This is a genomic window from Pseudomonas sp. GL-B-19 (assembly GCF_019956415.1).
GTDB lineage: Bacteria > Pseudomonadota > Gammaproteobacteria > Pseudomonadales > Pseudomonadaceae > Aquipseudomonas.
In genome coordinates, this window is sequence record NZ_JAHBDK010000031.1 from 118587 (window position 1) to 142810 (window position 24224).

Sequence of the window (24224 nt, forward strand, 5' to 3'; positions counted from 1 at the left end):
GGGCGGCGTTCCGACGATGCATTTTTTCATGCAACGCCGGTGTTGAAGGTTAGTCAGCCATCGCGAGCACGCTTGCTCCCACAGGTTTTGTGTTGGCAGGCCGTTTCCTGGCTGATTTATGCCGCTTCGCCTTAGCGCACCGGACTCTAGATGACATCGATCATCCAGAAATATCTCCAAGACTTTTCCGCCGTTCAAACCTGCGTGATCCGCTGACATCCAGCAGCTGCGTCAGGGCATGGCGAAGCCTGAGTCGACACGTATGTAAAGTATTTCTGTCGGTTTCCTTTCTGGGGTTTGTAGCTCGAGTCTACTTTTCAATACCCCAGTCTTTTACCGGCGACAGCTCAATTGTTGACGTCTAGTGTTCGGAGGACATTTCGCAAACAGTGACCTTCCATGAGCAGGCGCACCCGACAAATGGACGTGATGAAAAGCGGTATAGATACGTTGGTAACCATGCGACCAAACAGCCCGATTTCTGTCATCGAGCGTTACTACGATCTGATAGCCAGTACAGCTGCCGATTTCGAAGTCTGTAGCAGCGATGCTTTTGAACCTTCCATGAGGTTGCCTGCGCAGTATTTTTACGATGCAAACCATAAAATTCGCTCGGATATTCCTTTCGTTTCAAAAGGCATTAACAGTCATGTGAGTCTCGATCTGGACCAATGGAATGATTAGTCGGTTTACTCATGTGACTCGGCTCGCTGGCTACTTCTGTCCAATGGCCTGGGTCCTTGCTGCGTTGATTTTTATCAGCCGATTGAGTGCCATGGTCAAACTATTCATGGCGTTTTACCTGCGTCAGGAACTGGGATTTCCGATTGAGACGGTTGGCTGGTTGTTATCCGGTTACGGGGCCGGCTTACCGGTAGGTTCTATGGTGGGAGGGCTGCTGAGTAATCATTTCCCCACTGCGCGGCTCACCGCCGCGTTGTTTTTTGTCTCTGCATGGATACTGGTCTTGTTGGGGCTGGTCACTGATGTGTCTTTTCTTGCCGGGTTACTGCTGTTCAGTGGTGCGCTCGACGGTGCAATTCGTACGCTTCATCAGCGTTTGCTTATGGAGCATTGCGAAGTTAAGCAACGTGCTCGCGCTCAGTCGTTGAGCCGTGTCGGGAGCAATCTGGGGATGGCGGTAGCTGGAGTGGCGGGTGGCGTCCTGGCGCAGACTGATTTTCGCCTGCTGTTTTTTGTCAGTGCGGCAATGACGGTGCTGGCATTGGTCTGGTTTGTCCGGTCGACATTTCATCGCAAAGCTTTTTTGATGAAGGGGGCCACCGATACGGATTCAGTTTCATGCGTGCCGTATCGGGACAAGCATTTCCTTTGGTTGTTGGGGGCGTCTGTCTTGCTCGGCCTGGCCTTTGAACCGGTTTACAGCATGCTGGGCAATTACTTGCTCGATTACTATCAGTTAGGTACGGAGGTCATCGGGTGGCAATTCGCTTTGAATGCGATGCTAGTGGTGACGTTGCAGATTCCGTTGTCTCACTGGGCGGAGCGAGGGGGCGCGCGACGGCAACTGTTGGCAGGCAGTTTGTTGTTGGCTTGCGGACTGGGAATGCTGCCTCTGGGTTCCGGAATGTTGTTTGTCTGCCTGTCGACGGTCGTTTGGACGGTTGGTGAAATTCTCTTTATGCCGACTCTCAATGTGCTGGTCATGCAGCGTGCGCAAGCGGGCAAGAGCGGGCAGTACTTTGGTCTTTTTACCATGTGCTGGAGTGCGAGCGTGCTGCTTTCGCCGACGCTTGGAGGCCAGCTCTATGGTTATTTTGGCGGGCATAGCGTCTGGCTCGCCAGCGCGGCTCTGGCGTTGTCGTCTCTACCGCTGATTTATCAAGCGACTCGTGTGTCGGAGCAGGAAAGAGTATTTTTATCGGCGATCAGTGATCCTGCTTCATTTAGCTGATCTGGTTATAGACCTTATTCAAAACCAATCTCCCCGCCAATGGCATTTCCACCGCCTCGTTAGCGTCCTACTGGAGAACCACGCTGATCGGAACTAGATTTGACTCAGCGTCAGTCAGGCGCCCAAGCGTCACCCCAAAAAGGATGGATTCGGCTATGAGCATTTTTCAACGCATTGTGCTGTTGCTTAAGGTTTTAGTGATGTTGTGCGTGGGTATGTCGGCGGCATGGGCAGAGTGCCCGGACCATGGTGAACAGGCGTCGAGCGGCCAGGTAACACACACTGGCCTGATGATCGCCAAGGGCGAATCAGAGCCTGGGGACCAAGATCAGGGTGGCAGCAAGGACGATGACGATTCGACCACTGAAGAGCCGGACACCGACGACGATGAAGGCGATAGCCAAACGTAACTGACGTACAAAATAAAACCCCTTCTGCCCCGATAGCTAAGCAATCGAAGTAGAAGGGGTTAGTGAACAGCTCCGATATCCCTGTGGGAGCGAGCCTGCTCGCGAAGGCGTCAGGTCAGTCGACATCAATGTCGAATGAAAGGGCGCAATCGTCGGAACGCCGCCCGGAGCCGGCTCGCTCCCACATTTTTACGCTGCGCCGTCGATGAACTGCTCGGCGTAATGGCACGCCACCTGGCGGCTGTCGAGCAGGCGCAAGGCCGGCTCTTCGGTGCTGCAACGCTCGGTGGCGTACGGGCATCGCTTGTGGAAAGCGCAGCCGGACGGTGGGTTCAACGGGTTAGGCAACTCGCCGACGATTTTGATTTTCGGCTTGTTCGGGTCCGGGTGAATGGTCGGCGTGGCCGACAACAGCGCCTGGGTGTACGGGTGCAGAGGGCGCTCGTAGATGTCGTTCTTCGGACCCATTTCCACCGGGCGACCGAGGTACATCACCATCACGTCATCAGCCACGTGTTGCACCACCGCCAGGTTGTGCGAGATGAACACGTAGGCGGTGTTGAACTCTTGCTGCAAATCCATGAACAGGTTCAACACCTGCGCCTGGATCGACACGTCCAATGCCGAGGTCGGCTCATCCGCTACCAGCACTTTAGGCTGCAACATCATCGCGCGGGCCAGGGCAATCCGCTGGCGTTGACCGCCGGAGAACATGTGCGGATAACGCTGGTAGTGCTCGGGACGCAAGCCCACCTGCTTCATCATCGCCTGGACTTTCTCGCGACGTTCGGATGCACTCAGGTTGGTGTTGATCAGCAGCGGTTCGCCGAGCTGGTCACCGACTTTTTGCCGAGGGTTCAGCGACGCGTACGGGCTCTGGAACACCATCTGCACGTCTTTGCGCAGTTGCTTGCGCTGGGCCTTGTCGGCACCGGTGACTTCCTGGCCGGCGATTTTCAAGGAGCCGGAGGACGGCTCTTCGATCAGCGTCAAAGCACGGGCCAGGGTGGATTTGCCACAGCCCGACTCGCCTACAACGGCGAGGGTCTTGCCGGCTTCCAGTTCGAAAGACACACCGTTCAGGGCGCGCACGGTCGCATGACCCTTGAACAGGCCACGGGACACTTCGTAGTGACGGGTCAGGTCGCGGGCGGTAAGTACGACGGCCATTACGCCACCTCCTGATTCAGCGGGTAGAAGCAGCGGGCAAGGCTGTTGCTTTTCGGGTCAAGGGTTGGGCGTTGCTGACGGCAGTTTTCCTGCACGTACGGGCAACGCGGCGACAGCAGGCAACCCTGCGGACGGTCATAACGACCTGGAACGATGCCTGGCAGCGTGGCCAGGCGCGTGGCACCGAGGCTGTGTTCCGGAATCGCCTTGAGCAATGCTTCGCTGTACGGATGCGCCGGAATGTCGAACAGCTGTGGCACTTGACCGACTTCAACCGCTTGGCCGGCGTACATCACACACACGCGCTGGGCGGTTTCGGCCACGACCGCGAGGTCGTGGGTAATCAGCACCAGGCCCATGTTCTGTTCTTTCTGCAACGCCAGCAGCAGGTCCATGATCTGCGCCTGAATCGTTACGTCCAGTGCAGTGGTCGGTTCGTCAGCGATCAGCAGTTTCGGTTCGCCGGCAATCGCCATGGCGATCGCCACACGCTGGCTCATACCGCCGGACAGTTGGTGCGGGTAAGCGTCCATACGGCTCGCGGCGCCAGGGATTTCCACTTTTTCCAGCAGCTCGATGGCACGCTTGCGGGCTTGCTTGCCGGACATTTTCAGGTGCAGGCGCAGCACTTCTTCGATCTGGAAACCGACGGTGTAGCTCGGGTTCAGTGCGGTCATCGGGTCCTGGAAGACCATGGCCAGGTCTTTGCCGACGATTTGCCGGCGCTGACGGTTGCTGAGCTTGAGCATGTTCTTGCCATCGAAATTCAGGGCGTCGGCGGTGACGATCCCCGGATGTTCGATCAGGCCCATCAGCGCCATCATGGTCACGGATTTACCGGAACCCGACTCGCCAACGATGGCCAGGACTTCGCCTTTTTCCACAGTAATGTCGAGGCCGTCGACCACCGGAACGGCGTTCTTGTCGCCGAAGCGAACGTTGAGATTCTTGATTTCTAACAGTGACATTTGAATCTCCTCAGGCGGCGTTCTTGAGTTTCGGGTCCAGCGCATCGCGCAGGCCGTCGCCCATCAAGTTGATTGCCAGCACGCTGAGCAAAATGGTCAAACCAGGCAGGCTTACCACCCACCAGGCGCGTTCGATGTAGTCGCGAGCCGAAGCCAGCATGGTGCCCCACTCAGGGGTTGGCGGTTGTACGCCAAGACCGAGGAAGCCCAGTGCGGCGGCATCGAGAATCGCCGAGGAGAAGCTCAAGGTGGCCTGAACGATCAGCGGTGCCATGCAGTTAGGCAGCACGGTGATGAACATCAGGCGTGGCAGCGTGGCACCGGCCAGGCGCGCGGCGGTCACGTAGTCGCGGTTCAGTTCGCCCATCACCGCGGCGCGGGTCAGACGAACATAGGACGGCAGGGACACCACGGCGATGGCGATCACGGTGTTGATCAGGCCAGGGCCGAGGATGGCAACAATCGCCACGGCCAGCAGCAGGGACGGCAGGGCCAGCATGATGTCCATCAGACGCATGATGGTCGGGCCGAGCAGGCGTGGGAAGAAACCGGCGAACAGACCCAGCAGGATCCCCGGAATCAACGACATCACCACCGACGACAAACCGATCATCAGCGACAGACGCGAGCCAGCGATCAGGCGCGACAGCAGGTCGCGACCCAATTCATCGGTGCCGAGCAGGAACTGCAACTGCCCACCTTCCAGCCAGGCTGGCGGGGTCAGCAGGAAGTCACGGTACTGTTCGCTCGGGTTATGCGGGGCAACCCACGGCGCGAAGATCGCGCAGAAAATCACCAGCAACATGAACATCAGGCCGGCGACGGCGCCTTTGTTGCGGGAAAACGCGTGCCAGAATTCTTTGTACGGGGACGGGTACAGCAGGCTTTGATCGACTGCTACCGCTGGAATTGGAGTGGTCATGGTCATGATCTCAGCGCTGGTGACGGATGCGTGGGTTGGCAAAGCCGTAGAGGATGTCCACTACGAAATTGACCACAATCACCAGGCAGGCTATTAACAGGATGCCGTTTTGCACCACGGGATAATCCCGTGCGCCAATGGCTTCGATCAGCCATTTGCCGATGCCGGGCCACGAGAAGATGGTTTCGGTCAGAACCGCACCCGCCAGCAATGTGCCGACTTGCAGGCCGACCACGGTCAGTACCGGAATCAGCGCGTTGCGCAGGCCGTGCACGAACACCACGCGCGACGGCGACAGGCCTTTGGCGCGGGCGGTACGAATATAGTCTTCACGCAGTACTTCGAGCATCGACGAACGGGTCATCCGCGCAATAACGGCCAGCGGGATGGTGCCGAGCACAATGGCCGGCAGGATCAGGTGATGCAGGGAGTCGAAGAATGCGCCGACGTCATCGGCCAGCAGCGTGTCGATAAGCATGAAGCCGGTGCGCGGCTCGATGTCATAGAGCAGATCGATCCGCCCGGACACCGGGGTCCAGCCCAGGCTCACCGAGAAGAACATGATCAGGATCAGGCCCCACCAGAAGATCGGCATCGAGTATCCCGCCAGGGAGATGCCCATCACCCCATGGTCGAACAGGGATCCTCGCTTGAGTGCCGCAATCACCCCGGCCAGGAGGCCCAGGATGCCGGCGAACAACAGGGCGGCCATGGACAGTTCCAGGGTCGCGGGGAATAGAGAGGTGAACTCGCTCCACACGCTTTCACGGGTACGCAGCGATTCGCCGAGGTCGCCGTGAGCCAGTTTGCCGATGTAGTCCAGGTATTGGGCATACAGCGGTTTGTTCAGACCAAGGCGTTCCATTGCCTGAGCATGCATTTCGGGGTCGACTCGACGTTCGCCCATCATTACTTCCACGGGGTCGCCTGGAATCATGCGAATCAACGCGAAAGTCAGCAAGGTGATGCCGAAGAACGTGGGGATCAATAACCCCAATCGGCGGGCAATAAAACTAAACATCTTCTGGTCTACCTCATCAGCCGGTTAGGCGTGCCTGGTGTCCCTGGAGTCAGGGACACCGGGAGTTTTCTTATTTACTTCACCTGGGTGGTGGCGAAGTTATTCGTGGTAAGCGGGCTAATGTGATAGCCCTCTACGTTGTTGCGCATTGCAGTAAACATACGGGTGTGTGCCATGCTGATCCATGGCTGGTCCTGATTGAAAACCTCCTGGGCTTGCTCGTAGAGCGCTGCACGTTCCGTCGGGTTCACTTTAGCTCGGGCTTCGTCGATCAGCGTCTGGAATTTCTCGTTGCACCAGCGTGCGTAGTTTTCGCCGTTCTTGGCTGCTTCGCAACTCAGCATAGGCGTCAGGAAGTTATCCGGGTCGCCGTTATCACCCGCCCATCCGGCGGAAACCATGTCGTGCTCGCCGTTTTTCGCACGCTTGAGCATTTCGCCCCATTCCATGACGCGAATATCGACGTTGATCCCGACCTGAGCCAAGTCAGCCTGCATCATCTGCGCACCGAGCATCGGGTTCGGGTTGGTCGGACCGCCGCCGTTGCGGGTGAACAGTGTAAATGTAGTGCCTTCTGGTACGCCGGCCTCCTTGAGCAGGGCGCGGGCCTTGTCCAGATCACGCGGCGGGTTTTTCAGGGCGTGGTTGTAACCCAGCAGGGTGTCAGGGTACGGGTTGACGCCCACGGTTGCATTGCCTTTGCCGAACAAAGCATTGACATAGGCGGCCTTGTCGAACGCCATGTCGATGGCTTTGCGCACGCGTACATCGCTCATGTACTTGTGAGAGGTGTTCATCGCGATGTACGAAACGGTCATCGCGTTCAGCTCATCAACCTTCAGGTTGGTGTCTTTCTTGATGCTCGGGATGTCATCGGGCTTGGGATACAGCGCGATCTGGCATTCGTTGGCCTTGAGTTTTTGCAGGCGCACATTGTTGTCGGTGGCAATCGCCAGAATCAAGGCTTCAGCGGGTGGTTTGCCACGGAAATACTCCGGGTTGGCCTTGAAACGAACCTGAGCGTCCTTGTTATAACGCTGGAACACGAACGGGCCGGTGCCGATTGGCTTGTTGTTCAGGTCGCCGGTCTTGTTCGCCTTGAGCAACTGGTCGGCGTATTCGGCGGGGTAGATCGAGGAGAAGGCCATGGCGATGTCCGCCAGGAACGGCGCTTCGCGACGGGTCAGAGTGAATTTGACGGTGTTGTCGTCGACTTTTTCGACGCTTTTGAGCAGATCTTTGAAGCCCATGCTTTCAAAGTACGGGAAGCCCACGCTCGACAGTTTGTGCCATGGGTGGTTCGGGTCCAGCTGACGCTGGAAACTCCAGACCACGTCGTCGGCGTTCATGTCGCGGGTCGGCTTGAAATAGTCGGTGGTGTGGAATTTGACGCCTTTGCGCAGGTGGAACGTGTAAGTCAGACCGTCTTCACTGATGTCCCAGGAATCGGCCAGTGCCGGAATCACCTCGGTGGTACCGGGCTTGAAGTCCGCCAGGCGATTGAAGAGGGTTTCGGCCACCGCATCGGCGGTGACTGCGGTCGTGTACTGGACCATATCGAAGCCTTCCGGGCTGGCTTCGGTGCAGACCACCAGGGGTTTGGCCGCAACGCCAACAGCGACACTCAGCAACGCGGCCGTGATGGCCGCACGTAGGGGAAGCATTTTCATCAAGAACCCTCTGCAATCGGTTAAAGGTCAAAACCCAAAGGCTGATTCGTCTCTGAATCAGCCTTTGGGCAGGTGCATCACAGAATATTGAACGGAATGGTGGTCACGAGGCGGAACTCGTTGATGCTGCCGTCACCCTGGTTTTCGCTGGCACGGTGAGCGGTATAGGTCACGCGAACAGTGCTGGCCTGGAACGGGCCGCTCTGAATGGCGTACGTAGAACCGATGCCGTATTCGTAATGATGTTCGCCGTCCATGTTCTTAACGTCGTAGGCCGTGCCGGTGTAGTGCGTACCGTCGATGTCCCATCCGCGAGCCTGGTAGATGTTGAACTTCAGGCCAGGCACGCCGTATTCGGCCATGTTCAGGCCGTAGGCGATCTGGAAGGACTTCTCGTTCGGGCCGTTGAAGTCCGACAGCAGGGAGTTGGCCAGGTAGATGCCGTTGGTTTCGTGCAGGTAGTCGAAGTACTCGTTACCTTCCACTTGCTGGTACGAGAAGGTCAGGGTGTGAGCCCGGTGAGTCAGGCCGAACGACAGGGAGTAGGTGTCGTTGTCGATGTTGCCGAGCAGGGCCTTACCTTCTTCCTGGGTTTTGTAGTAATTCAGGTTGGTGTTGAGGCTCAGCACCTGGCTGTCGCCCAGGATGTGATTGGCGCCGAAGTAGTATTGGTTCCAGAGGTCTTCAGCCTGGGTCGCCCACAGGCTGGTGGTCAGGCTGGCGAAGGGTGTGAAGGTGATACCGCCGGTATGAACGTGATCGGTTTCAACGAAGCTGTTGGCGTATTCGCTACGAAATTTACTCAGGCTTTCTTCGGTTCGCGGTGAGTTGCGATCGAAAGTGCCCAGATCGAATGCCAGGTTGTTCAGCTCTTCGCTGTGGATGGCCACACCCTCGAAGCTCGAAGGCAGCGCACGGTTGCCGATGACGTCGACCATCGGGCTGCTGAAGTTCATGCGGCCGGCGGTCAGGGTGGTGTTGGAGACGCGCGCCTTGACGTTGGCAAGACCCAGCTTGCTCCACTGACCTTGAGCGTCGCCGCCCTCTTTGGTCAGGGTACGGTTGTTGCCCGCGCCTGGACGGGTGCCCGGTGCGCCACCGTTGTTGGAAGCCAGGTTCTCGCGATCGCGCTCCAGAGCAATTTCGTTGTAGGCGGCCAGTTCAGTACTCAAGCCCACGGCGCCTTGGGTGAAGCCGGAGTTGTACTTGACGATGGTGCCTTGAACCCAGTTGATCCGGCGATCCGTCGGGGTGGGTACACCGTTTTTGAGGTAAGTGAACTTGCTGCCGCGATGCAATTGTTCGTTGGCGTACCAGTTACGCGTAGTGCCGGAAATCGACTGGCCTTCGACAAAGCCGGTTGCGTCGGCTTGTGCGCTTTTGGTGTTGACCGTCACCGGGGTGAATTCCTGGCTCTGGGTTTCTGCGTAAGCCGTGGCGGTTACGCTGCTGATGGCCAGGGCCAATATCGCACTGCTGCTCAGTTTCATGGGTGAAGCTCCTCGGTTTCTTTTTTTTTATTAATGCCGGTCTTATTGGGTGATCCGGCTATTTGGTTTAGAACGCAAACAAGGCTTCGCAAACGTTTGCTGTACGCCGGACTGGCGAATTTCGGCAATACGCTTGCGTGAGGGCGCAATGCGCCCCCAGCGTTCTGGCTAATCGGTTATTGGTCGATACTGACGCCCGAGAACACGTTGCGGCCGAAGGGGCTGACTTTGAACCCTTCGACTTTGGTGCTTAACGGCTGGTTAACCGTCGAGTGGGCGACTGGCGTGATCGGTACCTGTTGTTTGAGGTACTGCTGCGCCTGTTTGTAGAGCACGGTGCGCTGGTCCCGGTCGGTGACGACCTTGGCCTGCTTGATCAGCTTGTCGTAAGCCGGATCGCACCACATGGAGTAGTTGTTGCCACCAATGGCGTCGCAGCTGTAAAGCGTGCCGAGCCAGTTGTCCGGGTCCCCATTGTCACCGGTCCAGCCGATCAGGCTGATGTCGTGTTCGCCATTCTTGGTGCGCTTGATGTACTCGCCCCATTCGTAGCTGACGATCTTCACTTTGAGGCCGATTTTTGCCCAGTCAGCTTGGAGCATTTCGGCCATCAACTTGGCGTTCGGGTTGTAAGGGCGCTGAACCGGCATTGCCCATAGGGTGATTTCGGTGCCTTCTTTCACGCCGGCGGCCTTGAGCAATTCCTTGGCTTTTTCCGGGTTGTAGGCGGTGTCTTTAATCGTTTCGTCGTAAGACCATTGGGTCGGCGGCATGGCGTTGACGGCCAATTGCCCGGCACCTTGGTAGACGGCGTTGAGAATGCTTTGCTTGTTCACCGCCATGTCCAGCGCCTGACGCACTTCGAGCTGGTCGAAAGGCTTGTGTCGAACGTTGTAGGCGATGTAACCGAGGTTGAAGCCAGGCTTCTCGATGAGCTGAAGTTTGCTGTCGTTCTTCAGCGCAGTCACATCGGCAGGGCGCGGATGCAGGGTGATCTGGCACTCGTTGGCCTTGAGTTTCTGCACCCGCACCGAAGCGTCGGTGTTGATGGCGAAAATCAGGTTGTCGAGTTTGACTCGGCTCAGGTCCCAGTACTGCTTGTTGCCGGTGTAACGGATGTTGGAGTCTTTCTGGTAACTCTTGAATACGAATGGGCCAGTGCCGATCGGCTTCTGGTTGATGTCGCTCGGCTTGCCGTCTGCCAGCAGCTTGTCTGCGTATTCGGCGGACAGGATGGCAGCGAAGCTCATGGCAATGTTCTGGATGAACGCGGCGTCGACGCTGTTGAGCGTCATGACCACGGTCAGCGGCCCGGTCTTTTCGACCTTGGCGATGTTCTTGTTCAAGCTCATCCCGTTGAAGTACGGGAACTCGGTCGGATAAGCCTTACGGAAAGGTTGTTGCGGGTCGAGCATGCGATTAAACGTGAACAGCACGTCATCGGCGTTGAAGTCGCGGGTCGGCGTGAAGTATGGGGTGGTATGAAATTTCACCCCTTCGCGCAGATGGAAGGTGTACGTAAGGCCGTCCCCGGAAATATCCCAGCTCGTGGCCAGGCCCGGTACGACGTTGGTCGCGCCTTTTTCAAACTCTGCCAAACGGTTGTACAGCGGCTCGGCGGCGTCGTTATCGGTCGCAGTGGTGTACTGCGCCGTGTCGAAACCGGCGGGGCTGCCTTCGGAGCAGAACACCAGGCTGTTACTGGCGGCCTGGCTGATGGAGGTGGCGGCCAACAGGCCGGTGCCCAGCAATGCGGATAAAACCAAGGTATGGCGCATGACGCTCCCTCTTATATTCACGAGTGTTTTGACAATGAGCCGCCGTTCCGTCCTGGAACGTGGAGGATCATTGATTTCAAACCCTGCTTGCAGCAAAAACCGATAGCCCACGCATGAGCTGGTCAGAACCCGACGGTATGAGCCGTGGATCTGGCAGTAAATGCGTAGAGTCCTAAAGACTCGTAGGAAAAGGCAACGCGTCCGACGCCACTGCAGTAGTGCGCAGTGGAATTGGATGTAAGAGTTTTCCTACTTTCTCGGCAGGTAAAACAACGGCGACGTCAGAAACGTCGCCGTTGCAACACCTTATTTGCTGACGCTGACGCCGTAGAAGGAGTTCAAGCCAAACGGGCTGATCTTGAAATCCTGCACTTCGTTGCGCATAGGTTGGAACACCGTCGAGTGAGCGATAGGTGTCATTGGCGTTGCGTCTTTGAGGACGTGTTGCGCCTGTTTGTACAGTTCGGTGCGCTTGGCCTGATCGGTCGTGCGCTTGGCTTCCTTGACGATGCCGTCGAACTTTTTGTCGCACCACTTGGAGAAGTTGTTGCCTTCCAGCGAATCGCAGCCGAACAGCACGTTCAGCCAGTTGTCCGGATCACCATTGTCACCGCTCCAGCCAATCAGCATCGCCTGGTTTTCACCACCTTTGGAGCGCTTGATGTACTCGCCCCACTCGTAGCTCTGGATCTTGACCTTGAGACCGATCTTGGACCAGTCGGACTGCAGCATTTCTGCCATCAGCTTGGCGTTCGGGTTGTATGGACGCTGTACCGGCATCGCCCAGAGAACGATTTCGGTGCCTTCTTTCACGCCGGCTTCCTTGAGCAGCTCTTTGGCTTTCTCAGGGTTGTACGGCGCATCCTTGATGGTGGTGTCGTAGGACCACTGGGTCGGAGGCATGGCGTTGACGGCCAGTTGGCCGGCGCCCTGGTACACGGAGTCGATGATTTGTTGCTTGTTGACGGCCATGTCCAGTGCCTGGCGAACTTTCAGCTCGGCCAGCGGGTTTGCATCGGTTTGACCCTTGACCTTAGGCATCACGTTGTAGGCGATGTAACCCAGGTTGAAACCGGCCTGGTTAGGCACCTTCAGAGTCTTGTCTTCCTGCAGCGCTTTCAGGTCGGCCGGGCGCGGGAACAGAGTGATCTGGCACTCGCCCTTCTTCAGCTTCTGAATACGCACCGACGGGTCGGTCGTGATGGCGAAGATCAGGTTGTCGATCTTCACGTCGTCCGGCTTCCAGTAGTCCTTGTTCCCGGTGTAGCGGATGTTGGAGTCTTTCTGGTAGCTCTTGAACACGAACGGACCAGTGCCGACCGGCTTCTGGTTGATGTCGGCGGCTTTGCCTTCTTTCAGCAGCTGGGCTGCGTACTCGGCGGACTGGAGCGAGGCGAAGCTCATGGCCATGTTCTGGATGAACGCGGCATCAACTTCTTTCAGGGTGAACTTGACGGTTTTGTCGTCGACTTTATCGATCTTGGTGATGTTGGTGTCCATCCCCATGTCGGTGAAGTACGGGAATTCGGTCGGGTACGCTTTGCGGAACGGGTCATCCTTGTTAATCATGCGATTAAAGGTGAACAGCACGTCGTCGGCGTTGAAATCACGAGTCGGCTTGAAGTACGGGGTGGTGTGGAACTTGACGCCGTCGCGCAGGTGGAAGGTGTACGTCAGGCCGTCCGGGGAGATGTCCCAACTGGTCGCCAGACCAGGAATCACGGCGGTGCCGCCGCGCTCGAACTGGGTCAGACGGTTGAACATGGTTTCCGCAGAGGCGTCGAAGTCGGTGCCGGTGGTGTATTGACCTGGATCGAAACCGGCCGGGCTCCCTTCGGAGCAGAACACCAGGTTAGTCGCGGCTTGGGCGAAGGGTGCGCTAGCTAATAAGCTGGCGCCGAGCAAAAACGGAATGACCGCGTTTTTAAGCATGGTGGCCTCATGATTGTGGCTTTTTTGGAATTATAGGACGACCTCGTGAGCCGACCCTGCGGATACTTATGCAGGCGCCGTACCCAATGCAAGATCCTGATCGAGCATAGGCGTTAAACAGTGGCACGTACGTACCTTAATGTCGCATATGTATAAATTCAGGCGCAATTGACCGTTTGCGCAGGTTTTTTTCGGTGCAACCGGGCGCACCGATGCAGGGCAATTGCTTCGTGTTGCGCACTCGGATGGCGCGCGGTGTTACTTATTTATACCCTCGGTTTGGGGGTGCAACCGCCGGTGCTTTCGGTAGCGCCTTAGGGATGATAGAACAGGACTGTTACCCCGTATTTGTTTGTGTCCACATCCAAAAGGTGGGAGCTGGTTTGTTGGGTCGCCGCATCGCTGCGATGGCGGCCTGACAGCCGACCAGTCTCTTGCAGGTGTACATATCCATTCCTGCGGCAACGGCCGCCGGCGGTTTCGCTCTTACAGCGAGTCCCTTTTGTCAAACGCCACAAAAGGAACCAAAAAGGCTCGCCCCGAGCGTCCGGCCCCTCGCCTGGGCTCGGCGTTCCTTCGCTCCGGTATCCATCCGGGGACACTGCCCTCCGGTCTGCTTCGCGACGACCTACATGCAGCGTGTTCGACTGCGTCGAACGGCGCTGCGCGCCACTCCCCGGATGCACACCTCCACTCAGCCTCCCGAAGGGGCGGGTGGATCAAGATCAAGAGCTGCAGGCGAGCTAACGCTCGGCCTGATGAGTGGTGAAGAGCGGCGGGTGTACACCGATCTACTGTAGGAGCTGGCTTGCCAGCGAAGGCGGCCAGACAGCCGACCAATCTCCAACAGATGTACACCATTCCCCTGTAGGAGCTGGCTTGCCAGCGAAGGCGGCCAGACAGCCGACCAATCTCCAACAGATGTACACCATTCCCCTGTAGGAGCTGGCTTGCCAGCGAAGGCGGCCAGACAGCCGACCAATCTCTAGCAGGTGTACACCGTTCCCTGTGGCGAGCCTGCTCGCGATGACGACCTGACAGCCAACCAGCCCTTTCTGCTATCCCCGATTTATATTCATTCTGCTTTTATGTGTTTGGCAATGTGTAAAAAACACAGAGCTTTCCCACGCATTTTTCAGGTTGCCGGGTAGGAAGCGGTCCTTCTAACCTTTGGCCGTCGCTGCGATTTCAGCGACCGGGTGTGGAAACCTGGAACTCTTAGTAGCCGCATAGCTGGACCATCGTAATCGTTGCCGACGTCGTCTTTCGTCTGCAAACTGCGTCATGGCGGCTGTGCGTGGGCAGACTTCGGTCTGGCCGGGTCCTACTAACCGGTATTTCCACCCTGCGTGCAGCCGCCACCTATTTGTCGTGTGGAAACGACATTGGATGGCTCCCATTTTTAAGTAGGAGTATTCCATGGATAAGTTAATCCCCGATCCGCCCACCACCCCCGAAGCTGAAGCCGAAGACTTACGCGTCGAGACGTTACTCAAAGACCGCGAAGCCATCAAACGCGCCCTCGACTACTACCTCGATCCCCCCTCGCAATACACCGAAAAACCCCGCCGCCCCAGCACGATGTACATGATCGCCCCGAACATGGACACCGAAAGCCTCTTGGCCCAAGCCTGCGAGTCGTTGGCTTCCGCGAGTGTCATGACCAGTGATTTCGCCGCCAACCTGATCGGCCCGCAGCGTAATACGGTGTTGGCGATTCAGCAGATCATCATGCTGGCGGAGTTGGCAGTGAATCGGGCGCTGGATAACGTTGATCCGCAAGGCTGATCGGAGACCGCGTTATCGTTCTTCGCGAGCAGGCTCGCTCCCACAGGGAATCTTCTTTGTTGCACAAATTGTGTGAACACCGGAGATCAACTGTGGGAGCGAGCCTGCTCGCGATGGCGTCGGATTTACCACAGCAGAAATTGCTGGTTCAACCTGGCTTCTGGCAGGCAACAAAAAACGGCGATCACTCCAGTGATCGCCGTTTTTTTGTACGTGTTAAAGAATCAAGGCATCAACACTTCAATCGCCCCATCCGCCGTCATGCTGACCTGACTCGTGCCCGCCTCAACATCCGGTGTCACCGGCGCTGCATCCATCGCGGCGGCTTTCATCATCATCGGCCCGCGCATGTACGGCTGTGGATAACCATTGCTGTTCAAGTTCAGGTTAACGATTTTGTAGCTCTTGCCGCCCAACGCATCCGTTGCCAGTTGCGCGCGGGCCTTGAAGGCCGTCACGGCATCTTTCAGCAGCGCGTCTTCACTGGCCTTGCGCGTCGGCGTGGCGATGGCGAAGTCCATGCCGCCCATTTTCAGGTCGGTGAGCAGTTCGCCGGTCAGTTTCGACAGGGCGGCGAAGTCCGAGCTTTCCAGGCGCAGTTCGGCGCGTTCACGCCAGCCGGTGATTTTCTGGCCCTTGGTGTCGTAGATCGGGTAGCTGTTGCGGCTGCCTTGGCGCAGGGTGATGTCTTTGACCTGTTTGGCCTGGGCCAGCGCTTTGTTCATGGTGGTGCTGACGTCGGCGGCGAGTTTGGCCGGGTCGGTGTTTTGGTCTTCGGTGTAGAGGGTCACGATCATCAGGTCGCGCGCCACTTCCTGGCTGACTTCGGCACGCAGGGAAATCTGGTTGTAGTGCAACTCGTCGACGGCCAGGGCCGGGAGGCTGGCGAGGGTGCCGACACTCAGGGCGAGAAGGGCGGTGCAGCGGCGCAATGTGTGCATGAAAGCTCCTTGGGCGGTGCGCAGGTGTTGGGTCCGAGCCTGCGTGAAACCATCAGACTCTAGCTTTGATGATCCGGTTCGCACAGTTACAACTTCTATACAGATGGAATGCAGGTGACCGCTTCGCGGTCAATCGCGAGCAGGCTCGCTCCCACAGGGGGACGCATTCAATGTGGGAGCGAGCTTGCCCGCGAAGGCGCCCTTATAGACGCCACAACCCTTTTTGCCATGTGGCGCTTTGCCGCACTTTTGCCTGTCAGCCCCCGCGCTTGGTTATACTCCGTGCGATCCGCCTGGAGCGCTCATCAGGAGAGCTCATGCTCGCCCCCGTTCAAATCACTTCTGCCACTCGCCAGAACCTCTGGCGGCTGACGTTCATCCGCACTTTAGTACTCGCCGCTCAGGCCGGTTCCGTGGGATTGGCCTACTGGTTCGACCTGCTGCCGCTGCCGTGGGTGCAGCTGGCGATGACCCTCGGGTGTTCGATGCTGCTGTGCGTGTTCACGGCTGTTCGACTGCGTACGTCATGGCCAGTAACCGAGCTCGAATACGCGCTGCAACTGGCCTGCGACTTGTTTATCCACAGTGCCCTGCTGTATTTCTCCGGTGGCTCGACCAACCCGTTCGTCTCTTATTACCTGGTGCCGCTGACCATCGCCGCGGTGACGTTGCCATGGCGCTATTCGGTGATTCTGTCCGGTATCGCGTTGACGATGTACACCTTGCTGCTCGTGCGGTTCTATCCACTGCAAACCTTCCCGATCGCTCGGGAAAACCTGCAGGTCTACGGGATGTGGCTGAGTTTCGCGCTGGCCGCGGCGGTGATTACATTTTTCGCCGCGCGTATGGCTGAAGAGCTGCGTCGTCAGGAAGAACTGCGCGCCATTCGTCGTGAAGAAGGCCTGCGTGATCAGCAATTGCTGGCTGTAGCGACGCAAGCGGCAGGCGCGGCTCATGAACTGGGCACGCCGCTGGCGACCATGAGCGTGTTGCTCAAGGAGATGCGCCAGGACCATCACGACCCGTTGTTGCAGGACGATTTGAGCGTGTTGCAGGATCAGGTCAAACTCTGCAAAGAGACCTTGCAGCAACTGGTGCGTGCCGCCGAGGCCAATCGCCGCTTGGCGGTGGAGATGCAGGATGTCACCGATTGGCTCGACGAAGCGCTGAACCGCTGGCACCTGATGCGCCCGGAAGCCAGTTACCGCTTCCAGCGTCTGGGTCAGGGCACCGTGCCGCGCATGGCGCCGCCGCCGGACTTGACTCAAGCGCTGCTGAATTTGCTGAACAACGCCGCCGATGCGTGCCCGGAAGGGCTGCAAGTGACGCTGGACTGGAACGCCGAAGACTTGACCATCAGCATTCGCGACCACGGCGCCGGTGTGCCACTGGCCATCGCCGAACAGATCGGCAAACCATTTTTTACCACCAAGGGCAAAGGTTTCGGCCTGGGCCTGTTTTTGAGCAAGGCCAGCGTGACACGCGCCGGCGGCTCAGTGAAACTCTACAGTCATGAGGAAGGCGGCACGCTCACCGAGCTGCGCCTGCCCCGTGTCGCCCGAGGAGACGAACATGAGTGACGAGATCCAAGTAGAAGGCGAAGAACTGCCGCATTTGCTGTTGGTCGACGACGATGCAACCTTCACCCGCGTGATGGCCCGTGCCATGGCCCGCCGTGGTTTTCGCGTCAGCACTGCTGGCTCTGCCGAAGAAGGCCTGACCATCGCCCAGGCCGATCTGCCGGATTACGCCGCGCTGGACCTGAAAATGGACGGTGACTCGGGTTTGGTCTTGTTGCCCAAGTTGCTTGAGCTGGACCCGGAAATGCGCGTGGTGATCCTCACCGGTTATTCGAGCATCGCCACCGCCGTCGAGGCGATCAAGCGCGGCGCCTGCAATTACCTGTGCAAACCGGCCGACGCCGACGACGTTTTGGCCGCGCTGCTGTCCGAACACGCCGACCTCGATACCCTGGTACCGGAAAACCCGATGTCGGTGGACCGTTTGCAGTGGGAACACATTCAGCGCGTGCTGACCGAGCACGAAGGCAACATCTCGGCCACGGCCCGCGCGCTGGGCATGCACCGCCGAACCCTGCAGCGCAAACTGCAGAAACGTCCGGTCCGCCGCTGAACGGACGCTGAACGATCATCGCCAGCTCTCGCGATAACCCGAACCGATCAACTATGATCGGTTCGTGTGTGTTCTTTTCCCTATCGAGCCTTATCCATGAATCAGAACGCTGAATATTCCGCGGTCAACGATGCCGTGCGCGGGCAGTTTTTCCGCAAGGTCTGGGCGATCATCACGCCCTATTGGCGAAGTGAAGAGAAGGTCAAGGCCTGGACCCTGCTGATCGCGGTGATTGCGTTGTCGCTGATCAGCGTGGGCATCTCGGTGTGGTTCAACACCTGGTACAAGGACTTTTACAACGCCTTACAAAAGAAAGATGAAGCGGCCTTCTGGCAGCTGATTCTGTATTTCTGCGCGATTGCGGCCGTGGCGATTGTCGGTGCGGTGTACCGGCTTTATCTGACGCAGATGCTGACCATCCGCTGGCGAGCCTGGCTGACCGAGAAACACTTTGCCCGTTGGCTTGGCAACAAAAACTACTATCAGCTGGAGCAGGGCGGCTACACCGATAACCCGGACCAGCGGATTTCTGAAGACCTTAACAACTTCACATCCAACACCCTTGAGCTGGGTATCGGGCTGCTGCGCAATATCGTCAGCCTGGTGTCGTTCTCGATCATTCTGTGGGGGGTGTCGGGCAGTATTGAAGTCTTCGGTATCACTATTCCCGGCTACATGTTCTGGTGCGTACTGGTTTACGCGGTGGTAGGTAGCTGGTTGACGCATTTGATCGGTCGTCGCTTGATCGGTCTGAACAACCAACAACAACGCTTTGAAGCCGACCTGCGTTTCTCCATGGTGCGGATTCGCGAGAATGCCGAAAGCATCGCGTTGTACAACGGAGAACCGAACGAAAATCGTCGGTTGAGTGGCCGCTTCGGGATGGTCTGGCATAACTTCTGGGACATCATGAAAGTCTCCAAGCGCCTGACATTCTTCACCGCCGGTTACAGCCAGGCGGCCATCATCTTCCCGTTCATCGTTGCCTCGCCGCGTTACCTCGCCGGCAAGATCGAGCTCGGTGAACTGATGCAAATCAGTTCGGCGTTCGGCAACGTTCAAGAGAGTTTCAGCTGGTTTATCAGTGCGTACCAGAACCTCGCTTCATGGCGCGCCACCTGTGATCGTCTGCTGAGTTTTCGTCAGGCCATGACTGACAACGAAGAGCGCCAGCCGGCCATCGATGTACAGAATCAGGGTGATGAACTGAAGATCCACAACCTCGGCCTTGATCTGGCGGACGGCCGTCATCTGCTGACCAACGCCGACATGGCGGTGGAAGAGGGCGAGCGTGTCATGCTCAGCGGTCGTTCCGGCAGCGGTAAGTCGACCTTGTTGCGCGCGATGGGGCATCTGTGGCCGGCGGGTCACGGCAGTATTCGTCTGCCGTCGGCGCGCTACCTGTTCCTGCCGCAAAAGCCGTACTTGCCGATTGGCAGCCTGCGTGAAGTGCTGAGTTATCCACAGGCTGGCGATACCTATCCGCAGGAACGCTACGTTCACGTACTGGAAACCTGTCGTTTGCCGCACCTCGTTTCACGTCTGGATGAAGCGAACCACTGGCAGCGCATGCTCTCGCCGGGTGAGCAGCAACGTTTGGCGTTTGCCCGTGCGCTGCTGTATGCACCGAAATGGCTGTACATGGACGAAGCGACCTCGGCGATGGATGAAGAGGACGAAGCGTCGCTATATCAGGCGTTGATCGATGAAATACCGGGCTTGAGCATTGTCAGCGTCGGGCATCGCAGCAGCCTGAAACGTTTCCACCCACGGCATGTTCGTATCGAGAACGGCCATTTGGTGGACCAGACCGTGACCGCATAAACACCGCAATCCCTGTAGGAGCAAGGCTTGCCCGCGATGGCCACAACTCGGTCTATCCGAACGACCGCGTTATCGTTCATCGCGGGCAACCCTTGCTCCTACACCGACGGTGATCGTACAACCGCGTTGAGCTATGATGCGGTTTCAGCCGAATTTTCGAGACAGAAGTTCACCATGGAAAACCCGAACGACGCACCACGCCTCCCTCGCAAGCGCCGCAGCCTCGCACAGGAATTGGTGACGGTGCTGTCCGAGCAGATCCGCGACGGTCACCTCAAGCGCGGCGACAAATTGCCCACCGAGTCGGCGATCATGGACGCCCATGGCGTCAGCCGCACCGTGGTGCGCGAAGCGATTTCCCGCTTACAGGCAGCCGGGCAGGTTGAAACCCGTCACGGCATCGGTACCTTCGTGCTCGATACCCCGAGCCCAAGCGGTTTCCGTATCGACCCGGCGACGGTGGTCACCCTGCGTGACGTGTTGGCCATTCTGGAATTGCGCATCAGCCTCGAAGTGGAATCCGCCGGTCTCGCTGCGCAACGCCGTAGCGCCGAGCAGCTGGCGCTGATGCGTTCAGCACTGGACGCCCTCAACGAAAGCGCTTCCCATGCCAGCGATGCGGTCGCCTCGGACTTCCAGTTCCACCTGCAAATTGCGCTGGCGACCGGTAACCGCTACTTCACCGACATCATGACCCACCTGGGCACCAGCATCATTCCGCGCACGCGGCTGAATTCGGCACGCCTGGCCCATGACGACCAGCAGCACTACATGAATCGTCTGAGCCGTGAACACGAAGAAATTTACGACGCCATCGCCCGCCAGGATTCGGATGCAGCGCGGGCGGCGATGCGCTTGCACCTGACCAACAGCCGCGAGCGCCTGCGCCATGCGCATGAAGAGGCTGAGGCGCAGCGGGGTTAAGAGGCAATTCGATAGGTGGGCCTACGCCTTTTTGCCGCAAAGGCGTTCAGCCCGGTTTCCTTGATTATTCGACAATCGCCACCGAAAGCTCCTGAGAAGAGTCTCCTGCAATCGAGCATCTGACCTTTGCCAATTTACCTACGTGACTATTGTACTGACTGGGTTCGACACGGATTCTGAGTGGCTGTCCAGTCTCAACAGTTCCGCTGAGAGACCAGTCCGTAGATGGCAATACGTTGAAATGGCAAGTTACTTTGGTGTCGGGAGCTAAGCCCGTGGTATCGACTTGGATTTACACGCAGACGCTGTTTTTGCTCCTGGAAAGTTCATTACCAAGATCAATGAAATTAACATCTACAACTTTTGGGCTGGGTACTTGCGTTGTCATGATCAGTTTTCCTTTGCTGGATACCCCGCAATTTTTGTTATGTATTCCAGTGCTTAGCTACTGTCAGAAATTACAGTTTCGATGAGCGGTCAGCGTTTATTTCCAGCTATCGCAGTGTCCAGCAGAATCGCGAGCAGGCTCGCTCCCACAGGGATCTTCAGTGAGCACACTAGTGTTGTTCACTCTCGATCAAATGTGGGAGCGAGCCTGCTCGCGATAGGGCCGGCAGCCCTGGTGAAAACGTCAGCCAGTGCGCAAGATCGAGCGATCTACCCTCACAGCCAATTCAGCCTCCCTGGCCTTGGTATCGAACGCCACATTCCCACGCTCATCCACCACCGCCCGCCCAATCACCACGCCCTTGGACAACAACTCCAGCGGCGCCCCCTTAAGCGATTGCCCCGAAGCCAGTTCCAATTTCAATTTGATAGTCATCATCGATCTCCTTATCAGGCAACGTTGCCAGTGGGTGTGTAGTCCTTGAGCAGCAAGTAAGTGCTCCAGCCCCACCAGTCGTCGATGGTGGCGGTGTCGTTCAGGTTGTTGACGTCCTTGCGTCGCAGCACTTTGTTGCCCTCGACCTTGAACAGTGGCGAGAAATTGCCAGCAGGGTTCAGCACGGCTTGCAGGTCCGGCAACTTTTTCAAGGCGCTGAAATTGCCGGGCAGCGGTGCGACGCCGCTGAGATACGCCGCGAAGATTTCATCCGCAGAAAGCTGTACCGCTTGATTAACCTGGAGACGGTTGGCGCTGTCGATCGCATCGAAATAACGCTTGTCGCCGTAGGCTCGCCATTGGTCGCCGTTGCCGTTGCGCACATTGAGGCCGAACTTGCTGTCTTCATCGTGCATGAAGCGGGTGATCAGCGAGCCCAGGTCGCTGGGTGTGACCACCGCGGCCAATTGCTTGCGGGGGACGCGCAAGTGCCCGGCGGAAAACAGGTCGGTCAGGTAGTGATCAGCAAAAGCATTCATCGCGTAGGCGATTTCCAGCTGTTTTTCATCACCACTGTTTTTCGCCAGCACGGCTTGCTGCACGGCCGCTGTGTGGCCTGCGATATAGGCCGCCAGTGCCCCTTCGGCAAAGTGGTCGGAATTGTTCGCGGCCAGTTTCAGATAACGCCCGAAAGGGAACAGAGCCGAGACAAAACTGCCGCCACCGGTAATCTTGTTCCACTCTTCCGACAACGTATCTCCGAGGGCGTCATACGCCTCGTGAGGTTGTTTGCCGTCCTGGATCGCCTGGTTAACCGCGGCGATTTCCTTTTGCATGACGGCGAGGATCTGCTTCGCCTCGGCATTGGAGGCCGGCAGAACGGCGAGGGAGTTAAAGGCGCTGGCGAAACGCTGGATGCGATCTACAGGCGTCGCGCCATCACTGATGGGCTGATCGGGAATGCCATAAAAATCACCCCCCAACGCAACGACCTGGCCATAGGTCAGCGCCAGGCCGTTGGGCAGATGCAGCTCAACCTGTGCCGCTGGAATGGCGGGGGCATCCTTGACGAAACGCAGCAGCGTGGTGTCGCCGATTGCGGTGTGCTCACCCCCCTCGAAACGCAGCTGAGGCTGGCCTTTCAGGGCATACACGGATGCTGATGCGGTCGGTAAAGATGCCGAATTGTGTTGCTCGCCAAGGCGCAGAACCAAGTGTTCGTTGGCGCGGATGGTAATGCCGTCCTCGGTAAAAAGATCATCCAGATTGGCAATGACCTGATTGGGGGTTTCCTGCGGTTTTGTGTGTAGACCTGACATTTCTTTCTCCTTGATATGTCATCGGTACGAACTTATTTAGCTGTATGCATATACAGTCATTTCGATCATAGATGAGAAATTTCCTACGTCAAGAAAATACTCGTCCCACAAAAAATCAGCAGACGGCGATGAAATGCAGTTGACGGTTATTATTTAAGTTGTACGATGACCTACAACTCGGCGAAAGCTGAACGGTTTCCTCACACACAAACGTTGCTACCCAGGGTGTTCGAATAATGAATCCACAAGAACTGAAGTCCATCCTCTCTTCCGGTCTGTTGTCTTTCCCGGTTACCGATTTCAATGCTCAGGGCGATTTCAATCGCGCGGGCTACATCAAGCGTCTCGAATGGCTGGCCCCATACGGCGCCTCGGCATTGTTCGCCGCGGGCGGCACCGGTGAGTTCTTCTCTCTGGCGGCCAGCGAATATTCGGAAATCATCAAGACTGCCGTCGACACCTGCGAAACCAGCGTGCCGATTCTGGCAGGCGTGGGCGGTTCGACCCGTCAAGCCATCGAATACGCTCAGGAAGCCGAGCGCCTGGGCGCCAAAGGCCTGTTGCTGCTGCCGCACTACCTGACCGAAGCCAGCCAGGACGGCGTTGCCGCCCACGTTGAAGCCGTGTGCAAATCGGTAAAAATCGGCGTGGTGGTATACAACCGTAACGTCTGCCGCCTGACCGCACCTTTGCTGGAACGTCTGGCCGAGCGCTGCCCGAACCTGATCGGCTACAAGGATGGCCTGGGCGATATCGAGCTGATGGTGTCGATCCGTCGCCGCCTCGGTGATCGTTTCAGCTACCTGGGTGGTTTGCCGACCGCCGAAGTTTACGCAGCGGCTTACAAGGCTCTGGGCGTGCCGGTTTACTCCTCGGCAGTGTTCAACTTCATCCCGAAAACCGCGATGGATTTCTACCACGCCATCGCTCGCGAAGATCACGCCACCGTCGGCAAGATCATCGACGACTTCTTCCTGCCGTACCTGGACATCCGTAACCGCAAAGCCGGTTACGCAGTGAGCATCGTCAAGGCCGGGGCAAAAATTGCCGGCTATGACGCAGGCCCTGTGCGTGCACCGCTGACCGATCTGACCCGCGAAGAGTACGAAATGCTTGCCGCGCTGATCGACAAGCAGGGTGCGCAGTAACACTTTCGATTAAGCAAGGCCGCTGATTGTTCAGCGGCCATTTGCGTG

The 24224-nt window shown here is 57.6% G+C and carries 20 protein-coding genes; 9 read left to right on the forward strand and 11 right to left on the reverse strand.

Going from position 1 to position 24224, the window contains the following annotated elements; translation table 11 throughout:
- Positions 1-399: 399 nt before the first annotated feature.
- The 3 genes from KGB06_RS13355 to KGB06_RS13365 all read left to right on the forward strand — a co-directional run bounded on the left by KGB06_RS13355 (position 400) and on the right by KGB06_RS13365 (position 2325).
- On the forward strand, positions 400-684 hold the full coding sequence (locus KGB06_RS13355) for a hypothetical protein (protein ID WP_223516429.1): 285 nt from the start codon (positions 400-402) through the stop codon (positions 682-684).
- Positions 677-1915, forward strand: coding sequence for an MFS transporter (locus tag KGB06_RS13360; RefSeq protein ID WP_223516431.1), 1239 nt, complete (start codon positions 677-679; stop codon positions 1913-1915). Before KGB06_RS13355 ends, KGB06_RS13360 begins: the two co-directional genes overlap by 8 nt.
- A gap of 155 nt (positions 1916-2070) precedes the next feature.
- Positions 2071-2325: a hypothetical protein gene (locus tag KGB06_RS13365; RefSeq protein ID WP_223516433.1), complete on the forward strand. Its 255-nt coding sequence runs from the start codon at positions 2071-2073 to the stop codon at positions 2323-2325.
- A 189-nt stretch (positions 2326-2514) separates the two neighbouring features.
- Here the strand turns inward: KGB06_RS13365 and KGB06_RS13370 are convergent, their stop codons facing one another.
- The 8 genes from KGB06_RS13370 to KGB06_RS13405 form a co-directional block, all read right to left on the reverse strand.
- Complete coding sequence (locus KGB06_RS13370; RefSeq protein ID WP_223516435.1) at positions 2515-3495, reverse strand: peptide ABC transporter ATP-binding protein; 981 nt, start codon at positions 3493-3495, stop codon at positions 2515-2517.
- Positions 3495-4463, reverse strand: coding sequence for an ABC transporter ATP-binding protein (locus KGB06_RS13375; RefSeq protein WP_223516437.1), 969 nt, complete (start codon positions 4461-4463; stop codon positions 3495-3497). Before KGB06_RS13375 ends, KGB06_RS13370 begins: the two co-directional genes overlap by 1 nt.
- Positions 4464-4473: 10 nt before the next feature.
- Entirely contained in the window at positions 4474-5385 is a 912-nt protein-coding gene (locus KGB06_RS13380; protein ID WP_223516439.1) for an ABC transporter permease subunit, read from the reverse strand.
- Positions 5386-5395: 10 nt separating this feature from the next.
- A complete protein-coding gene (locus tag KGB06_RS13385) occupies positions 5396-6406 on the reverse strand; it encodes an ABC transporter permease subunit (RefSeq protein WP_223516441.1) in 1011 nt (336 codons plus the stop codon).
- Between the two features lie 74 nt (positions 6407-6480).
- Positions 6481-8076 (reverse strand): ABC transporter substrate-binding protein, encoded by a 1596-nt coding sequence (locus KGB06_RS13390; protein WP_223516442.1) that lies wholly within the window; start codon positions 8074-8076, stop codon positions 6481-6483.
- Between the two features lie 77 nt (positions 8077-8153).
- A complete protein-coding gene (locus KGB06_RS13395; protein WP_223516444.1) occupies positions 8154-9566 on the reverse strand; it encodes an OprD family outer membrane porin in 1413 nt (470 codons plus the stop codon).
- Positions 9567-9742: 176 nt separating this feature from the next.
- Positions 9743-11344 (reverse strand): ABC transporter substrate-binding protein, encoded by a 1602-nt coding sequence (locus tag KGB06_RS13400; protein ID WP_223516446.1) that lies wholly within the window; start codon positions 11342-11344, stop codon positions 9743-9745.
- Between the two features lie 306 nt (positions 11345-11650).
- Positions 11651-13276, reverse strand: a complete 1626-nt coding sequence (locus KGB06_RS13405) for an ABC transporter substrate-binding protein (RefSeq protein ID WP_223516448.1) — start codon at positions 13274-13276, stop codon at positions 11651-11653.
- A 1419-nt stretch (positions 13277-14695) separates the two neighbouring features.
- On the opposite strand from KGB06_RS13405, the gene KGB06_RS13410 reads away from it, so the two are divergent.
- Entirely contained in the window at positions 14696-15064 is a 369-nt protein-coding gene (locus tag KGB06_RS13410) for a DUF6124 family protein (RefSeq protein WP_223516450.1), read from the forward strand.
- A gap of 224 nt (positions 15065-15288) precedes the next feature.
- Here KGB06_RS13410 and KGB06_RS13415 read toward each other — a convergent pair whose 3' ends face one another.
- The gene (locus tag KGB06_RS13415; protein WP_223516452.1) at positions 15289-16005 is read right to left on the reverse strand and encodes an SIMPL domain-containing protein; all 717 of its coding nucleotides are present in this window, start codon (positions 16003-16005) and stop codon (positions 15289-15291) included.
- Between the two features lie 317 nt (positions 16006-16322).
- Here KGB06_RS13415 and KGB06_RS13420 point away from each other — a divergent pair, with 317 nt between their 5' ends.
- From KGB06_RS13420 to KGB06_RS13435, 4 genes are all read left to right on the forward strand, one after another.
- Positions 16323-17585: an ATP-binding protein gene (locus KGB06_RS13420; protein ID WP_223516454.1), complete on the forward strand. Its 1263-nt coding sequence runs from the start codon at positions 16323-16325 to the stop codon at positions 17583-17585.
- A complete protein-coding gene (locus KGB06_RS13425; RefSeq protein WP_007942792.1) occupies positions 17578-18138 on the forward strand; it encodes a response regulator transcription factor in 561 nt (186 codons plus the stop codon). The genes KGB06_RS13420 and KGB06_RS13425 overlap by 8 nt, the downstream gene beginning before the upstream one ends.
- Positions 18139-18234: 96 nt before the next feature.
- Complete coding sequence (locus KGB06_RS13430; RefSeq protein ID WP_223516456.1) at positions 18235-19962, forward strand: ABC transporter ATP-binding protein/permease; 1728 nt, start codon at positions 18235-18237, stop codon at positions 19960-19962.
- A 174-nt stretch (positions 19963-20136) separates the two neighbouring features.
- Complete coding sequence (locus KGB06_RS13435) at positions 20137-20886, forward strand: FadR/GntR family transcriptional regulator (protein ID WP_223516457.1); 750 nt, start codon at positions 20137-20139, stop codon at positions 20884-20886.
- Between the two features lie 631 nt (positions 20887-21517).
- On the opposite strand, the gene KGB06_RS13440 is transcribed toward KGB06_RS13435, so the two are convergent.
- Both KGB06_RS13440 and KGB06_RS13445 read right to left on the reverse strand, forming a co-directional pair.
- Positions 21518-21709, reverse strand: a complete 192-nt coding sequence (locus KGB06_RS13440; RefSeq protein ID WP_223516459.1) for a hypothetical protein — start codon at positions 21707-21709, stop codon at positions 21518-21520.
- A gap of 14 nt (positions 21710-21723) precedes the next feature.
- Positions 21724-23028, reverse strand: a complete 1305-nt coding sequence (locus KGB06_RS13445) for a phospholipase (protein ID WP_223516461.1) — start codon at positions 23026-23028, stop codon at positions 21724-21726.
- 236 nt (positions 23029-23264) lie between these two features.
- Here KGB06_RS13445 and kdgD point away from each other — a divergent pair, with 236 nt between their 5' ends.
- On the forward strand, positions 23265-24176 hold the full coding sequence (gene kdgD, locus KGB06_RS13450; protein WP_223516463.1) for a 5-dehydro-4-deoxyglucarate dehydratase: 912 nt from the start codon (positions 23265-23267) through the stop codon (positions 24174-24176).
- Positions 24177-24224: the final 48 nt, after the last annotated feature.

Excerpts from the sequence above, each read along its gene's own strand:
- KGB06_RS13355 (WP_223516429.1), top strand. The coding sequence starts at position 400 with ATGAGCAGGCGCACCCGACAAATGGACGTGATGAAAAGCGGTATAGAT.
- KGB06_RS13415 (WP_223516452.1), bottom strand. The coding sequence starts at position 16,005 with ATGCACACATTGCGCCGCTGCACCGCCCTTCTCGCCCTGAGTGTCGGC.
- KGB06_RS13390 (WP_223516442.1), bottom strand. The coding sequence starts at position 8,076 with ATGAAAATGCTTCCCCTACGTGCGGCCATCACGGCCGCGTTGCTGAGT.
- KGB06_RS13420 (WP_223516454.1), top strand. The coding sequence starts at position 16,323 with ATGCTCGCCCCCGTTCAAATCACTTCTGCCACTCGCCAGAACCTCTGG.
- KGB06_RS13425 (WP_007942792.1), top strand. The coding sequence starts at position 17,578 with ATGAGTGACGAGATCCAAGTAGAAGGCGAAGAACTGCCGCATTTGCTG.
- KGB06_RS13395 (WP_223516444.1), bottom strand. The coding sequence starts at position 9,566 with ATGAAACTGAGCAGCAGTGCGATATTGGCCCTGGCCATCAGCAGCGTA.
- kdgD (WP_223516463.1), top strand. The coding sequence starts at position 23,265 with ATGAATCCACAAGAACTGAAGTCCATCCTCTCTTCCGGTCTGTTGTCT.
- KGB06_RS13365 (WP_223516433.1), top strand. The coding sequence starts at position 2,071 with ATGAGCATTTTTCAACGCATTGTGCTGTTGCTTAAGGTTTTAGTGATG.
- KGB06_RS13440 (WP_223516459.1), bottom strand. The coding sequence starts at position 21,709 with ATGACTATCAAATTGAAATTGGAACTGGCTTCGGGGCAATCGCTTAAG.
- KGB06_RS13435 (WP_223516457.1), top strand. The coding sequence starts at position 20,137 with ATGGAAAACCCGAACGACGCACCACGCCTCCCTCGCAAGCGCCGCAGC.
- KGB06_RS13410 (WP_223516450.1), top strand. The coding sequence starts at position 14,696 with ATGGATAAGTTAATCCCCGATCCGCCCACCACCCCCGAAGCTGAAGCC.
- KGB06_RS13375 (WP_223516437.1), bottom strand. The coding sequence starts at position 4,463 with ATGTCACTGTTAGAAATCAAGAATCTCAACGTTCGCTTCGGCGACAAG.
- KGB06_RS13445 (WP_223516461.1), bottom strand. The coding sequence starts at position 23,028 with ATGTCAGGTCTACACACAAAACCGCAGGAAACCCCCAATCAGGTCATT.
- KGB06_RS13370 (WP_223516435.1), bottom strand. The coding sequence starts at position 3,495 with ATGGCCGTCGTACTTACCGCCCGCGACCTGACCCGTCACTACGAAGTG.
- KGB06_RS13405 (WP_223516448.1), bottom strand. The coding sequence starts at position 13,276 with ATGCTTAAAAACGCGGTCATTCCGTTTTTGCTCGGCGCCAGCTTATTA.
- KGB06_RS13385 (WP_223516441.1), bottom strand. The coding sequence starts at position 6,406 with ATGTTTAGTTTTATTGCCCGCCGATTGGGGTTATTGATCCCCACGTTC.
- KGB06_RS13380 (WP_223516439.1), bottom strand. The coding sequence starts at position 5,385 with ATGACCACTCCAATTCCAGCGGTAGCAGTCGATCAAAGCCTGCTGTAC.
- KGB06_RS13400 (WP_223516446.1), bottom strand. The coding sequence starts at position 11,344 with ATGCGCCATACCTTGGTTTTATCCGCATTGCTGGGCACCGGCCTGTTG.
- KGB06_RS13360 (WP_223516431.1), top strand. The coding sequence starts at position 677 with ATGATTAGTCGGTTTACTCATGTGACTCGGCTCGCTGGCTACTTCTGT.
- KGB06_RS13430 (WP_223516456.1), top strand. The coding sequence starts at position 18,235 with ATGAATCAGAACGCTGAATATTCCGCGGTCAACGATGCCGTGCGCGGG.